The following is a 15,540-nucleotide window of genomic DNA, read 5'->3' as shown; positions in this document are numbered from 1 at the left end:
CCGTAACGTCTATAATCAGCGCCCCACTCAGAGGTAGAACATGACTGTAACGACTTTTTCCGAACTTGAACTCGATGAAAGCCTTCTGGATGCCCTCCAGGAAAAAGGTTTCACTCGCCCGACCGCCATTCAGGCTGCCGCCATTCCGCCTGCGCTCGATGGCCGTGATGTACTCGGTTCTGCGCCGACAGGCACCGGTAAAACGGCGGCATATTTGCTGCCAGCGTTGCAGCACCTGCTCGACTTCCCGCGCAAGAAATCTGGCCCGCCGCGCATTTTGATTTTGACACCGACGCGCGAACTGGCGATGCAGGTTGCCGAACACGCCCGTGAACTGGCGAAGAATACGCATCTGGATATCGCCACGATTACCGGCGGCGTGGCTTACATGAACCACATGGAAGTCTTTAGCGAAAACCAGGACATCGTGGTCGCCACTACCGGTCGTCTGCTGCAGTACATTAAAGAAGAAAACTTCGACTGTCATGCGGTTGAGACACTAATCCTCGATGAAGCAGACCGCATGTTGGACATGGGCTTTGCCCAGGACATCGAGCATATCGCTGGAGAAACCCGCTGGCGTAAGCAAACTATGCTGTTCTCCGCCACGCTGGAAGGCGATGCGATCAAAGATTTTGCTGAGCGTCTGCTGGAGGATCCGGTCGAAGTTTCGGCGGATCCGTCTACCCGCGAACGCAAGAAGATTCATCAGTTTTACTACCGTGCCGATGACATCGAGCACAAAACTGCCCTGCTGATCCATTTGTTAAAACAGCCGGAAGCGACCCGCTCGATTGTCTTCGTACGTAAACGCGAGCGTGTGCACGAGCTGGCAGGCTGGCTGCGCCAGGCGGGCATTAATAACTGCTATCTCGAAGGCGAGATGGTGCAGAACAAACGTAATGAAGCGATCAAACGCCTGACCGATGGTCGTGTGAACGTGCTGGTAGCAACCGACGTTGCCGCTCGTGGGATCGATATTCCTGACGTCAGCCACGTGTTTAACTTCGACATGCCGCGCAGTGGCGATGCCTATCTGCACCGCATTGGCCGTACCGGTCGTGCAGGCCGTAAAGGTACTGCGATCTCTTTGGTTGAAGCCCACGACCATCTGCTGCTCGGCAAAGCGAGCCGCTATATTGACGAGCCACTGAAAGCACGCGTCATCGACGAACTGCGTCCAACCACGCGCGCGCCAAGTGAGAAATCTAACGGTAAGCCATCCAAGAAAGTGCTGGCGAAGCGCGCCGAGCAAAAAGCGAAAGAGAAAGAGAAACCGCGGGTGAAAAAACGTCACCGCGACGCCAAAAATATCGGCAAACGTCGTAAGCCGAGCGGAGCTGCTACTCAGCAGTCCGACAAAGAGTAAACCGAATGCCGGGCCGTTTAGCCCGGCATTTTTTGTGCACAAAAAAGCGGAAGATACGTTGGCATCTTCCGCTTTCAGATTCTCTGCCAGACGGGGTTATTCCCCGTGAGCCTTACAGGCTCTCAGTAAAGGTACGAGCAATAACGTCGCGCTGCTGTTCTGGCGTCAGAGAGTTGAAACGCACGGCATAACCAGAAACACGGATGGTCAACTGCGGATATTTTTCCGGATGCTTAACTGCATCTTCCAGAGTTTCGCGGCGCAGAACGTTCACGTTCAGGTGCTGACCACCTTCCACACGGACTTCCGGCTGTACGTCTACCGGTACTTCACGGTATTCGATTTCACCCAGTTTGCTGACAGCAACGACTTCATCAGCATTGAAACCTGCTTTCGCAACGATGCAGCGTGCTTCGCCTTTTTCGCTGTCCAGCAGCCAGAAAGAGTTCAGCAGGTCGTCATTTGCAGCTTTAGTAATCTGGATACCTGTAATCATTTGATGCCTCCCCGGCAAAATTATTTGATCTCGGTTGGCCGTCATCCGGCCAATTGGTAAAACCATTGTTGCTTGAGTGTATATATACCCCTCACACACCCTTGAATCTTTGATTTAAATCAATAAAAACCACACATGAAAAGTGGTGATAGGTGGATTTTATTGTTTTACATCAACTTACGCCACATGCGCAGCTAAACTTTTTACATAAATTTTCAACTATCTTTAAGGGGTAGCCCCTTGAGAAACGTACAGAATTTTGCGACGTCGAAAGAAGCAGTTAAGCTAGGGGGATTGAAAATTCGCAGGAGAGCGAGATGGCCACCGAATTAACCTGGCACGATGTGCTGGCAGAAGAGAAACAGCAGCCTTATTTTGTTAACACGCTGCATACTGTGGCGGGCGAGCGTCAGTCAGGTATGACAATTTATCCGCCACAAAAAGATGTATTCAACGCTTTTCGCTTTACCGAACTTGGCGACGTGAAAGTCGTCATCTTAGGGCAGGATCCATACCACGGTCCGGGCCAGGCACACGGTCTCGCGTTTTCTGTCCGCCCCGGTATTGCCACCCCGCCCTCGTTGCTGAACATGTACAAAGAGCTGGAAGCAACGATTCCTGGCTTCACACGCCCAACGCACGGATATCTGGAAAGCTGGGCACGCCAGGGTGTGCTGTTACTCAACACCGTGCTTACCGTCCGTGCCGGGCAGGCACATTCGCACGCCAGTCTGGGATGGGAAACATTTACCGATAAAGTCATCAGCCTGATTAACCAACATCGGGAAGGCGTGGTATTCCTGCTCTGGGGTTCACACGCACAAAAGAAAGGTGCGATTATTGATGCGCAGCGTCACCATGTATTGAAAGCGCCGCACCCATCACCGCTCTCTGCGCATCGCGGTTTCTTTGGCTGCAATCATTTTGTACTGGCTAATGAGTGGCTGGAACAGCGAGGTGAAAAGCCGATTGACTGGACGCCGGTATTACCAGCAGAAAGCGAGTAATAAATATCCTCCGGCATAGCCGGAGGTTTTTCGGATGCGCCTATAAGGCTCTGTTACCAGCCGCGCCCTAACAGGCGCATACGATCTGACATTTGCATCAGACTTCGTTACTTACGGCCCGTAAACGGGCTACCCGGATAAGCGATCGATAACTGCTCACCCATTTTATCTTCTGCAAGCTGGTGCTTTATGTATTCCTGTATCTTCACCGTGTTCTTACCCACCGTATCTACGTAGTATCCCCGGCACCAGAACTCTCTATTCCTGTACTTGAATTTCATATCCCCAAACTGTTCATACAGCATCAGACTGCTTTTCCCTTTCAGATACCCCATAAAGCCGGATACGCTTATTTTGGGTGGGATTTCCACAAGCATATGGATATGATCCGCACAGCATTCCGCTTCCAGGATCCGCACGTTTTTCCACTCACACAGCTTTCTTAAGATGCTGCCTATCGCCCTGCGTTTCTCCCCGTAGAATGCTTGTCTCCGGTATTTGGGCGCAAAAACTATGTGATATTTACAGTTCCATCGGGTGTGCGCTAAGCTCTTTTCGTCCCCCATTGGGACCCCCTTTTGATTTCTTGTTAAACATTTGCAGTTGCCAGACCGCAATGTGTTTTAACAAATCAAAAGGGGTTTTAATAACTGGCCCAAAGCTGAAAGCTTTCCGGAACCCCCAGCCTAGCAGGGGGTTTTCTGTGCACAAAAAAATGCCAGCGAATCGCTGGCATTTTTATTATCAGGCTTTGTTCTGACGCCACCACTCCGCGAGCAGCACGCCGGTCGCGACAGAAACGTTGAGCGTTTCTACGTTGCCCGTACCGTCTATCGCCACGCACAGGTCGTCGGCTGAGCATGCTGCTTCTGGCAGAGCCTCACGCTCACGCCCTAATACCAGCACCATTTTTTCCGGCAACGTGGTAGTAAACAGCGGCTTGCCTTTCACGCTTGAGGTCATCACTACCGTGTAACCCGCATTACGGAAGTCGTCCAGCACATCGACAATACTGTCACCGGTGATCGGCTGAACGTGCTCAGCTCCGCCTTCAGCGGTGCGGATAGCCGCACCTGATTCCAACAGCGCCGCATCCTGTACCACCACGCCTTTCACACCGAAGTGCGCGCAGCTACGCATCATGCCGCCCAGATTGTGCGGGTTAGCAATGTCTTCCAGGGCCAGCACGCAATCCTGCGCCCCGGCCTGACCAACCCACTGCTTAACAGTGGTACCGTTACGTTTTTTGATCAGGAAACAAACGCCGCCATGGTGTTCAGTGCCGGAGGCTTTCGCCAGCTCGGCTTCGTCAACCACGTGGTAGGCTTTGCGGTTCGCCGCCATCCAGCGTAATGCTTCTTTAAAGCGCGGGGTTACGCTCTGAACAAACCAGGCGCGAACAATAGCGTCCGGACGACTCTGGAACAGAGCCTGACAGGCATTCTCACCGTAAACACGGGTTTCTTCCGCGCGCTGACGACGTAATACTTCAGGATCGATAAAGCTTTTGCCGCTGATACCACCGTGATCGGCTTTGTCTGCTGCATCATCATTCGGTGCGCGGGACACGGTACGCCATGGTGAATCTTCACGTCCACGGTCGCGTTCTACATCGCGGCCACGACCACGTTCGCGACCACGTTCGCTGTTCGGACCCTTTCTGTCATCACGGGCAGGGCGACGACCGCCTTCGGCTCGGGAAGTACCGGGGCGACCGCCGCCTTTACCAGTACGTGGATTTTGGGTGCGTTTATCCGAGTCATCGTCACTGCGGACGTACATCACTTTGACCTTGCCGTTTTTATTCTTCAGTTCGTCGCTCATGTTTTTCTCCACCTGCTCTGCGCGAAGCGCGAAGATTACCCGATGTGCACGTCGTTAGCCATTATTTCATTTAAAAGCTAAGGACTATTGTACTCATTGAATAAAACGCATTGTTGTTTAGAACAGACTCCCCGATAATATGTAACATAATAGAAACATACTGGCGTTACTGCCGTGAAGTCCACTCCACTCATCCAGAGGTTAGTTATGAATACCGTTTGTACCAGCTGCCAGGCTATCAACCGCATCCCCGACGATCGTGTCCAGGAAGCGGCTAAATGCGGACGCTGTGGTCACGACCTGTTTGATGGGGAGGTGATCAATGCGACCGGTGAAACACTGGATAAACTGTTAAAAGACGATCTCCCGGTGGTGGTTGATTTTTGGGCCCCCTGGTGTGGTCCATGCCGTAACTTCGCCCCGATTTTTGAAGATGTCGCGGAAGAGCGTAGCGGTAAAGTGCGTTTTGTTAAAGTGAATACAGAAGCCGAGCGTGAACTCAGCGCCCGTTTCGGTATCCGCAGCATCCCGACCATTATGATCTTCAGAAAAGGTGAAATCGTCGACATGCTTAATGGCGCTGTACCTAAAGCCCCGTTTGATAGCTGGCTTAACGAATCATTATAATCTCTACGGGGCGCATCTTGTGCCCCGTTTTCACCTCTGCGACAATAGCGTTTTTCAACGTGTTCTCCCATGACCGATAACGCTGTTCTTCAGTTACGCGCTGAGCGCCTCGCGCGCGCCACGCGCCCTTTCCTTGCCCGAGGTAATCGCATTCGCCGCTGTCAGCGCTGCCTGCTGCCACTGAAGCTCTGCTTGTGCGCAACGCTGGTGCCGTCTGAGGCCAAAAGCCGCTTTTGTCTGGTGATGTTTGATACCGAGCCGATGAAGCCCAGCAATACGGGACGTTTGATTGCCGATATTTTGCCCGATACCACGGCTTTTCAGTGGTCACGCACCGAACCGCCACAGGCGCTGCTCGAACTGGTGAAAAATCCGGATTACCAGCCGATGGTTGTATTCCCGGCATCCTATGCGGGCGAAGAGCGTGAAGTGATTTTCGCTCCACCAGCCGGTAAACCGCCGTTGTTTATCATGCTTGATGGTACCTGGCCTGAAGCACGTAAAATGTTCCGTAAAAGCCCGTACCTTGATAACCTGCCGGTGATCTCCGTTGATTTATCACGACTTTCCGCTTACCACCTGCGTGGCATTCACGCCGAAGGGCAATACTGTACTGCCGAAGTGGCCATCGCGTTGTTGGATCTGGCGGGCGATACGCAAGCCGCGGAGGGGTTGAGCGATCATTTCACTCGCTTTAAAACCCGCTACCTGGCAGGAAAAACTCAACATCAGGGAAGCGTCACAGCAGACTCGCCAGAAAGCGTTTAAAATCATTCGGTCACTGGTGTCATTAAGGAAGCCGATATGAGTCAGCGTGGTCTGGAAGCACTACTGCGACCGAAATCCATTGCGGTGATTGGGGCGTCAATGAAGCCTAATCGCGCAGGTTACCTGATGATGCGTAACCTGCTTGCCGGCGGTTTCAATGGACCTGTTTTACCAGTGACGCCAGCATGGAAAGCGGTGTTGGGCGTCCTGGCCTGGCCCAATATCAACAGCCTGCCTTTTAGCCCAGACCTTGCCGTGTTGTGCACCAATGCCAGCCGCAACCTGGCATTACTCGAAGTGCTTGGCGAGAAAGGCTGTAAAACCTGCATTATTCTTTCAGCTCCCGCATCGCAGCACCTGGAATTGTTGGCCTGCGCCGCACGCTACAACATACGTCTCCTCGGCCCAAACAGCCTGGGACTTCTCGCGCCCTGGCAGGGGCTTAACGCCAGCTTTTCCCCCGTCCCCATCAAGCGCGGTAAGTTGGCATTTATTTCCCAGTCAGCGGCGATTTCCAACACCATTCTGGACTGGGCGCAACAGCGCGACATGGGTTTTTCCTGGTTCATCGCGCTGGGCGACAGCCTGGATATCGACGTTGATGAACTGCTGGATTACCTGGCGCGCGACAGTAAAACCAGCGCGATATTACTGTATCTCGAACATTTAAGTGATGCCCGGCGCTTTGTCTCCGCCGCCCGTAGCGCCTCGCGCAATAAACCCATTCTGGTGATTAAGAGCGGTCGCAGCCCGGCGGCGCAGCGTTTATTGCATACCAGCGCAGGGATGGACCCAGCGTGGGACGCAGCTATCCAGCGCGCCGGTTTATTACGCGTACAAGACACTCACGAGCTGTTCTCTGCGGTAGAAACCCTGAGCCACATGCGTCCACTGCGCGGCGACAGGCTGATGATCATCAGCAATGGGGCCGCGCCTGCCGCACTGGCATTAGATGAGCTGTGGTCAAAAAATGGCAAGTTGGCGACATTGAGTGAAGATACCTGCCAGAAATTACGCGATGCGCTACCTGAACATATTGATATCGCCAACCCACTGGATCTGCGTGACGACGCCAGCAGCGAACACTACGTTAAGACGCTGGATATCTTGCTCGCCAGCCAGGATTTCGACGCACTGATGGTGATTCACTCACCCAGCGCAGCCGCCCCGGGAACAGAAAGCGCGCAAGCGTTAATCGAGGCGGTAAAACGTCATCCCCGCGGTAAGTTCGTCTCGTTACTGACCAACTGGTGCGGAGAGTTTTCCTCCCAGGAAGCCCGTAGACTGTTTAGCGAAGCCGGATTACCTACCTACCGCACGCCAGAAGGCACCATCACCGCGTTTATGCATATGGTGGAGTACCGGCGTAACCAGAAGCAACTGCGGGAAACCCCTGCGCTGCCCGACTACCTGACCACCAATACCGCCGAGGCGCATAATCTGTTACAGCAGGCGATTGCTGAAGGAGCAACGTCGCTGGATACCCATGAAGTGCAGCCGATTTTACAAGCCTATGGCTTACACACACTGCCGACGTGGATCGCCAGCGACAGCGCTGAAGCCGTACACATCGCGGAGCAAATCGGTTACCCGGTGGCGCTAAAGCTGCGTTCTCCTGATATCCCACATAAATCAGAAGTTCAGGGGGTAATGCTCTACCTGCGAACGGCAACAGAGGTGCAGCAGGCAGCCAATGCGATTTTTGATCGGGTAAAAATGGCCTGGCCGCAGGCGCGCATTCACGGTTTATTAGTACAAAGTATGGCGAATCGCGCTGGCGCTCAGGAGCTGCGCGTCGTCGTTGAACATGACCCGGTATTTGGCCCGTTGATTATGCTTGGTGAAGGCGGAGTTGAGTGGCGACCAGAAGAGCAAGCCGTGGTGGCGTTGCCGCCATTGAACATGAATCTGGCGCGTTATCTGGTGATCCAGGGGATCAAAAATAAAAAGATCCGCGCTCGCAGCGCATTACGCCCATTGGATATCGCCGGGTTAAGTCAGCTTCTGGTGCAGGTCTCCAATCTGATCGTCGATTGCCCGGAAATTCAGCGTCTGGATATTCATCCGCTGTTGGCCTCCGCCGGTGAATTTACCGCGCTGGATGTCACGCTGGACATTGCCCCTTTCACGGGCGATAACGAAAGCAGACTGGCTATACGTCCCTACCCCCATCAGCTTGAAGAATGGGTGGAGTTGAAGAACGGCGAGCGTTGCTTGTTCCGCCCTATTTTGCCCGAGGATGAACCTCATCTGCAGCAGTTCATTTCTCAGGTAACAAAAGAAGATCTTTATTATCGCTATTTCAGTGAGATCAACGAATTTACCCACGAAGATTTAGCCAATATGACGCAGATCGACTACGATCGGGAAATGGCCTTTGTTGCGGTACGCTGTAAAAACAATCAGCAAGAGATCCTCGGCGTAACGCGAGCAATCTCGGATCCTGATAACATTGACGCCGAGTTCGCCGTGCTGGTTCGTTCAGATCTCAAAGGGCTTGGACTGGGTCGCCGATTGATGGAAAAATTAATTGCATATACCCGAGATCACGGACTTAGACGTTTGAATGGTATTACGATGCCAAACAATCGTGGGATGGTCGCCCTGGCCCGGAAACTCGGGTTCGCTGTTGACGTCCAACTCGAAGAGGGAATTGTTGGGCTAACGCTTAATCTGGCCCAATTTGAGGAATCGTGAGTAAGGTACTGGAAATGTTGACCACATTAATAGGTACTGGTGGTATCATTACCCGCTTATGTCGTCTGCATAGCACAGAGGACCCTTCAATGAACAGAGAAGAAATGCACTGTGATGTTGTCAAAATTTAAGCGTAATAAACATCAACAACACCTTGCCCAACTACCCAAGATTTCTCAGTCAGTTGATGATGTAGATTTCTTTTATGCTCCCGCTAATTTCAGGGAGACTCTGCTGGAAAAAATAGCCAGCGCGACGCGACGGATCTGCATTATTGCGCTGTACCTGGAACAGGATGACGGTGGCAAAGGCATACTCGACGCGCTCTATGCGGCAAAACGGCAGCGTCCTGAACTGGATGTCCGGGTGCTTGTCGACTGGCACCGAGCCCAGCGCGGACGTATTGGTGCTGCGGCATCGAATACCAACGCTGACTGGTATTGCCGAATGGCACAAGAAAACCCAGGTATTGATATTCCTGTCTACGGTGTTCCGATTAACACCCGAGAAGCGCTTGGCGTCCTGCATTTTAAAGGCTTTATCATCGATGACAGCGTCCTGTATAGCGGGGCCAGCCTGAATGATGTTTATCTGCATCAGCATGATAAATATCGCTATGACCGTTATCAGTTGATTCGCAACGCGCAAATGGCCGATATCATGTTCGATTGGGTCACGCAGAACCTGATGAACGGTCGCGGCGTTAATCGCCTTGATGATATTAATCGCCCTAAAAGCCCGGAAATTAAAAACGACATCCGCCTGTACCGTCAGGAACTGCGCGATGCGTCATTCCATTTTCAGGGTGATGCGGATAATGAACAGCTTTCGGTAACGCCTCTGGTAGGCCTTGGAAAATCCAGTCTGTTAAATAAGACCATTTTCCACCTTATGCCCTGCGCGGAGCACAAGCTCACAATCTGTACCCCTTATTTCAACCTGCCCGCTATACTGGTGCGCAATATCATTCAGCTGCTGCGTGAAGGCAAAAAGGTCGAGATCATTGTCGGTGATAAAACCGCCAACGACTTTTTCATTCCAGAAGATGAGCCATTTAAAATCATCGGCGCGCTGCCCTACCTGTATGAAATTAACCTGCGCCGTTTCCTGAGCAGACTGCAATATTACGTAAATACCGACCAACTGGTCGTGCGCTTATGGAAAGATGATGACAACACCTATCATCTGAAAGGCATGTGGGTTGATGATAAATGGATGCTGCTCACCGGCAACAACCTTAACCCTCGCGCCTGGCGTCTGGATCTGGAAAACGCCATCCTTATCCACGATCCGAAGCAAGAGCTGACTCCCCAGCGCGATAAAGAGCTGGAGCTTATTCGCACACATACTACCGTCGTTAAGCACTATCGCGACCTGCAAAGCATTGCCGACTATCCAGTCAAAGTGCGTAAGCTCATCCGTCGACTACGCCGTATCCGTATCGACAGACTAATTAGCCGTATTCTGTAACCAAGACCCCGTCAAGTGACGGGGTTTTTCCTATGGAGGCAACGGTGCGCTTGTTTATTCTTTTCAGTATTCTGGCCATTTCTGGCTGCAGCCACATGGCAAACGACCGCTGGAGCGGACAAGACAAGGCTCAACACTTTATCGCCTCCGCTATGCTCTCCGCAGCTGGAAACGAATATGCTCAACATCAGGGCAACAGCCGCGATCGCAGCGCGGCTATCGGCCTGATGTTCTCTGTCAGCCTGGGCGCATCAAAAGAGTTATGGGACAGCCGTCCCGCTGGGAGCGGCTGGAGCTGGAAAGACTTCGCCTGGGATGTTGCAGGTGCGTCTACCGGCTATGCGGTCTGGCAACTGGCACATCACTAGAGGCGCAGACCTTTCCCCTTCCCATGCAGCATCAGCGATACCAAAAATGCGACTATTGCCAGTGCTGTAACGTACCAGAAGAATGTTGTTTCCATACCGACAGACTTCAGGGATAACGCAACATATTCGGCTGAGCCACCAAACAGAGCATTGGCCACCGCATAAGATAATCCAACCCCCAGAGCGCGCACCTGTGCCGGGAACATCTCGGCCTTCAGAATACCGCTGATTGACGTATAGAAACTCACAATTAGCAAGGCACACATCACCAGAGCAAACGCCATATACGGAGACGTCACGCTTTGCAACGCTGTCAGAATGGGGACGGTGAAAATCGCGGCCAACGCGCCAAAACACAGCATTGAAGTACGTCGGCCAATTTTATCTGACAAGGCACCGAACAACGGTTGCACCAGCATAAACACACACAGTGCCGCCGTCATAATCCCACTGGCTACGTTGGCATGCATACCGGCAGTGTTAACCAGGTACTTCTGCATGTAAGTTGTGAACGTGTAAAAACACAGCGAGCCAGCAGCGGTAAAGCCAAGCACCATGATGAAGGCTTTGCGATTACGCCACAGACCTTTCAGAGAGCCAGCTTCTTTCAGCGCACGAACGTCCTGTTTCGAGGTTTCATCCAACTGTCGACGTAGCCATAACGCAACAATAGCCAGCACGGCGCCCAACGCAAATGGAATACGCCAACCCCACGATCTCAGCGCTGAGTCTTCTAACGTTTGCTGTAATATGACCACAACCAGCAGTGCCAGTAACTGCCCGCCGATTAACGTCACGTACTGGAAGGAAGCATAAAAACCTTTCTTACCTTCAACTGCTACTTCACTCATATAGGTAGCGCTGGTCCCGTATTCACCACCCACAGACAGCCCCTGAAATAACCTAGCCAGCAGCAATAGAGCAGGAGCCCAGGTACCGATGGTTTCATATCCCGGAAGACAAGCGATCACCAGCGATCCCATACACATCATACAAACTGACAGCAGCATCGACTTTTTACGCCCGTGCTTATCCGCGATGCGACCAAACAGCCAGCCGCCAATCGGTCGCATCAGAAAGCCTGCAGCAAAAACTCCGGCTGTTTGTAAGAGTTGCGTGGTGGTGTTTCCTGATGGAAAAAAGATATGAGCAAAATAGAGAGAGCAGAAAGAATAGATATAGAAATCAAACCATTCGACCAGATTCCCTGACGATGCTCCGACAATCGCCCATATACGACGCCGAGTATCGCCGTCTGCCAGCGCCCCGTTCTCAGTTACACTGCTATCAGCCATTAGAATTGTACCCCTGCCAACGATTGCATTAATTTATCAATGGTGGTTGTGTCTTTTTTGGTGAAATAAATGTTATATAATTGTTATAATTTATTATGAGAGAAAGATCACGATTTTCATTAGCAGAGAAAGGATTCAGATATGTTCGAGAAAGAGAAAAATCGGTTTGAAATAGAGTGGGCTTTTATGGGCTGGATAAAACGGTACGCTGCCTCCGGCAGTTTTCACTCCCTGCAGACGCAAAAAAGCCCATCCGGCAGGATGGGCTTCTTCACTTATTTGATGCCTGGCAGTTCCCTACTCTCGCATGGGGAGACCCCACACTACCATCGGCGCTACGGCGTTTCACTTCTGAGTTCGGCATGGGGTCAGGTGGGACCACCGCGCTACAGCCGCCAGGCAAATTCTGTTTATCAACATACCTCTCGGGTCTGTCGATGTAATCTGTAATCAAGCTGAATTTCGATGTCTCTTTCGCCAAAACATCTTCGGCGTTGTAAGGTTAAGCCTCACGGTTCATTAGTATCGGTTAGCTCAACGTATCGCTACGCTTACACACCCGACCTATCAACGTCGTCGTCTTCAACGTTCCTTCAGGACCCTTAAAGGGTCAGGGAGAACTCATCTCGGGGCAAGTTTCGTGCTTAGATGCTTTCAGCACTTATCTCTTCCGCATTTAGCTACCGGGCAATGCCATTGGCATGACAACCCGAACACCAGTGATGCGTCCACTCCGGTCCTCTCGTACTAGGAGCAGCCCCCCTCAATTCTCCAGCGCCCACGGCAGATAGGGACCGAACTGTCTCACGACGTTCTAAACCCAGCTCGCGTACCACTTTAAATGGCGAACAGCCATACCCTTGGGACCTACTTCAGCCCCAGGATGTGATGAGCCGACATCGAGGTGCCAAACACCGCCGTCGATATGAACTCTTGGGCGGTATCAGCCTGTTATCCCCGGAGTACCTTTTATCCGTTGAGCGATGGCCCTTCCATTCAGAACCACCGGATCACTAAGACCTGCTTTCGCACCTGCTCGAGCCGTCACTCTCGCAGTCAAGCTAGCTTATGCCTTTGCACTAACCTCCTGATGTCCGACCAGGATTAGCTAACCTTCGTGCTCCTCCGTTACTCTTTAGGAGGAGACCGCCCCAGTCAAACTACCCACCAGACACTGTCCGCAACCCGGATTACGGGTCTACGTTAGAACACCAGCCATTAAAGGGTGGTATTTCAAGGTTGGCTCCATGCAGACTGGCGTCCACACTTCAAAGCCTCCCACCTATCCTACACATCAAGGACCAGTGTTCAGTGTCAAGCTATAGTAAAGGTTCACGGGGTCTTTCCGTCTTGCCGCGGGTACACTGCATCTTCACAGCGAGTTCAATTTCACTGAGTCTCGGGTGGAGACAGCCTGGCCATCATTACGCCATTCGTGCAGGTCGGAACTTACCCGACAAGGAATTTCGCTACCTTAGGACCGTTATAGTTACGGCCGCCGTTTACCGGGGCTTCGATCAAGAGCTTCTCCTTACGGATAACCCCATCAATTAACCTTCCGGCACCGGGCAGGCGTCACACCGTATACGTCCACTTTCGTGTTTGCACAGTGCTGTGTTTTTAATAAACAGTTGCAGCCAGCTGGTATCTTCGACTGATTTCAGCTCCATGAGTAAATCACTTCACCTACATATCAGCGTGCCTTCTCCCGAAGTTACGGCACCATTTTGCCTAGTTCCTTCACCCGAGTTCTCTCAAGCGCCTTGGTATTCTCTACCTGACCACCTGTGTCGGTTTGGGGTACGATTTTGTGTTACCTGATGCTTAGAGGCTTTTCCTGGAAGCAGGGCATTTGTTACTTCAGCACCGTAGTGCCTCGTCATCACACCTCAGCGTTAACAAGACTCCGGATTTACCTGGAATCTCCGCCTACATGCTTAAACCGGGACAACCGTCGCCCGGCTAACATAGCCTTCTCCGTCCCCCCTTCGCAGTAACACCAAGTACAGGAATATTAACCTGTTTCCCATCGACTACGCCTTTCGGCCTCGCCTTAGGGGTCGACTCACCCTGCCCCGATTAACGTTGGACAGGAACCCTTGGTCTTCCGGCGTGCGGGTTTTTCACCCGCATTATCGTTACTTATGTCAGCATTCGCACTTCTGATACCTCCAGCAACCCTCACAGGCCACCTTCAACGGCTTACAGAACGCTCCCCTACCCAACAACACATAGTGTCGCTGCCGCAGCTTCGGTGCATGGTTTAGCCCCGTTACATCTTCCGCGCAGGCCGACTCGACCAGTGAGCTATTACGCTTTCTTTAAATGATGGCTGCTTCTAAGCCAACATCCTGGCTGTCTGTGCCTTCCCACATCGTTTCCCACTTAACCATGACTTTGGGACCTTAGCTGGCGGTCTGGGTTGTTTCCCTCTTCACGACGGACGTTAGCACCCGCCGTGTGTCTCCCGTGATAACATTCTTCGGTATTCGCAGTTTGCATCGGGTTGGTAAGTCGGGATGACCCCCTAGCCGAAACAGTGCTCTACCCCCGAAGATGAATTCACGAGGCGCTACCTAAATAGCTTTCGGGGAGAACCAGCTATCTCCCGGTTTGATTGGCCTTTCACCCCCAGCCACAAGTCATCCGCTAATTTTTCAACATTAGTCGGTTCGGTCCTCCAGTTAGTGTTACCCAACCTTCAACCTGCCCATGGCTAGATCACCGGGTTTCGGGTCTATACCCTGCAACTTAACGCCCAGTTAAGACTCGGTTTCCCTTCGGCTCCCCTATTCGGTTAACCTTGCTACAGAATATAAGTCGCTGACCCATTATACAAAAGGTACGCAGTCACCCCATAAAGAGGCTCCCACTGCTTGTACGTACACGGTTTCAGGTTCTTTTTCACTCCCCTCGCCGGGGTTCTTTTCGCCTTTCCCTCACGGTACTGGTTCACTATCGGTCAGTCAGGAGTATTTAGCCTTGGAGGATGGTCCCCCCATATTCAGACAGGATACCACGTGTCCCGCCCTACTCTTCGAGTTCACAACACATGCACTTTTGTGTACGGGGCTATCACCCTGTATCGCCGGACTTTCCAGACCGTTCCACTACCACACATGCTGATTCAGACTCTGGGCTGCTCCCCGTTCGCTCGCCGCTACTGGGGGAATCTCGGTTGATTTCTTTTCCTCGGGGTACTTAGATGTTTCAGTTCCCCCGGTTCGCTTCATTACGCTATGTATTCACGTAATGATAGTGTGACGAATCACACTGGGTTTCCCCATTCGGAAATCGCCGGTTATAACGGTTCATATCACCTTACCGACGCTTATCGCAGATTAGCACGTCCTTCATCGCCTCTGACTGCCAGGGCATCCACCGTGTACGCTTAGTCGCTTAACCTCACAACCCGAAGATGTTTCGTAAAACACTTCAGTGTTGCGAAAATTTGAGAGACTCGGACACACCGCTTTTCATTTCTTGTTTACGGAGAAATGAAACAGTGTGTCGTTTCAATTTTCAGCTTGATCCAGATTTTTAAAGAGCAAATATCTCAAACGAGACTCGAAAGTCTGTTTTGAGATACTTCGGTCGGCGACTTTCACTCACACATACC

At 52.0% G+C, this 15,540-nt stretch carries 11 protein-coding genes and 2 rRNA genes; 7 read left to right on the top strand and 6 right to left on the bottom strand.

Annotation, left to right across the window (positions count from 1 at the left end; genetic code table 11):
* Positions 1 to 40: 40 nt before the first annotated feature.
* Positions 41 to 1,369: an ATP-dependent RNA helicase SrmB gene (srmB, locus tag HV237_RS06625; RefSeq protein ID WP_016154054.1), complete on the top strand. Its 1,329-nt coding sequence runs from the start codon at positions 41 to 43 to the stop codon at positions 1,367 to 1,369.
* A gap of 112 nt (positions 1,370 to 1,481) precedes the next feature.
* Here the strand turns inward: srmB and grcA are convergent, their stop codons facing one another.
* The gene (gene grcA, locus HV237_RS06620) at positions 1,482 to 1,865 is read right to left on the bottom strand and encodes an autonomous glycyl radical cofactor GrcA (RefSeq protein WP_003037563.1); all 384 of its coding nucleotides are present in this window, start codon (positions 1,863 to 1,865) and stop codon (positions 1,482 to 1,484) included.
* A 317-nt stretch (positions 1,866 to 2,182) separates the two neighbouring features.
* Between grcA and ung the strand changes: the two genes are divergently transcribed.
* Positions 2,183 to 2,872 (top strand): uracil-DNA glycosylase, encoded by a 690-nt coding sequence (gene ung, locus HV237_RS06615; protein ID WP_016154055.1) that lies wholly within the window; start codon positions 2,183 to 2,185, stop codon positions 2,870 to 2,872.
* 107 nt (positions 2,873 to 2,979) lie between these two features.
* Here ung and tnpA read toward each other — a convergent pair whose 3' ends face one another.
* Together tnpA and HV237_RS06605 are read right to left on the bottom strand one after the other, a co-directional pair.
* Complete coding sequence (gene tnpA, locus HV237_RS06610) at positions 2,980 to 3,438, bottom strand: IS200/IS605 family transposase (RefSeq protein ID WP_181541586.1); 459 nt, start codon at positions 3,436 to 3,438, stop codon at positions 2,980 to 2,982.
* Positions 3,439 to 3,616: 178 nt separating this feature from the next.
* Complete coding sequence (locus HV237_RS06605) at positions 3,617 to 4,696, bottom strand: tRNA/rRNA methyltransferase (RefSeq protein ID WP_046275240.1); 1,080 nt, start codon at positions 4,694 to 4,696, stop codon at positions 3,617 to 3,619.
* 207 nt (positions 4,697 to 4,903) lie between these two features.
* Between HV237_RS06605 and trxC the strand changes: the two genes are divergently transcribed.
* The 5 genes from trxC (at position 4,904) to HV237_RS06580 (ending at position 10,626) form a co-directional block, all read left to right on the top strand.
* Positions 4,904 to 5,323: a thioredoxin TrxC gene (trxC, locus tag HV237_RS06600; RefSeq protein ID WP_003037559.1), complete on the top strand. Its 420-nt coding sequence runs from the start codon at positions 4,904 to 4,906 to the stop codon at positions 5,321 to 5,323.
* A gap of 69 nt (positions 5,324 to 5,392) precedes the next feature.
* The gene (gene tapT, locus HV237_RS06595) at positions 5,393 to 6,091 is read left to right on the top strand and encodes a tRNA-uridine aminocarboxypropyltransferase (protein WP_019077411.1); all 699 of its coding nucleotides are present in this window, start codon (positions 5,393 to 5,395) and stop codon (positions 6,089 to 6,091) included.
* 36 nt (positions 6,092 to 6,127) lie between these two features.
* Positions 6,128 to 8,788, top strand: coding sequence for a protein lysine acetyltransferase (gene pat, locus HV237_RS06590; RefSeq protein ID WP_047359241.1), 2,661 nt, complete (start codon positions 6,128 to 6,130; stop codon positions 8,786 to 8,788).
* A gap of 114 nt (positions 8,789 to 8,902) precedes the next feature.
* Positions 8,903 to 10,258: a CDP-diacylglycerol--serine O-phosphatidyltransferase gene (pssA, locus tag HV237_RS06585; protein ID WP_003835350.1), complete on the top strand. Its 1,356-nt coding sequence runs from the start codon at positions 8,903 to 8,905 to the stop codon at positions 10,256 to 10,258.
* Positions 10,259 to 10,302: 44 nt separating this feature from the next.
* Positions 10,303 to 10,626, top strand: a complete 324-nt coding sequence (locus HV237_RS06580; RefSeq protein ID WP_016157180.1) for a YfiM family lipoprotein — start codon at positions 10,303 to 10,305, stop codon at positions 10,624 to 10,626.
* Here HV237_RS06580 and HV237_RS06575 read toward each other — a convergent pair.
* From HV237_RS06575 to HV237_RS06565, 3 genes are all read right to left on the bottom strand, one after another.
* Positions 10,623 to 11,921: an MFS transporter gene (locus HV237_RS06575; RefSeq protein ID WP_016154060.1), complete on the bottom strand. Its 1,299-nt coding sequence runs from the start codon at positions 11,919 to 11,921 to the stop codon at positions 10,623 to 10,625. The genes HV237_RS06580 and HV237_RS06575 overlap by 4 nt on opposite strands.
* A 284-nt stretch (positions 11,922 to 12,205) precedes the next feature.
* Positions 12,206 to 12,321 (bottom strand): 5S ribosomal RNA (gene rrf, locus HV237_RS06570).
* Between the two features lie 98 nt (positions 12,322 to 12,419).
* Positions 12,420 to 15,326 (bottom strand): 23S ribosomal RNA (locus tag HV237_RS06565).
* Positions 15,327 to 15,540: the final 214 nt, after the last annotated feature.

The sequence above is a fragment of the Citrobacter sp. RHBSTW-00570 genome, assembly GCF_013739755.1.
Lineage (GTDB): Bacteria > Pseudomonadota > Gammaproteobacteria > Enterobacterales > Enterobacteriaceae > Citrobacter > Citrobacter braakii.
The sequence above is the reverse complement of the archived record's forward strand: the minus strand, read 5'-3'. Positions and strand labels throughout refer to the sequence as shown.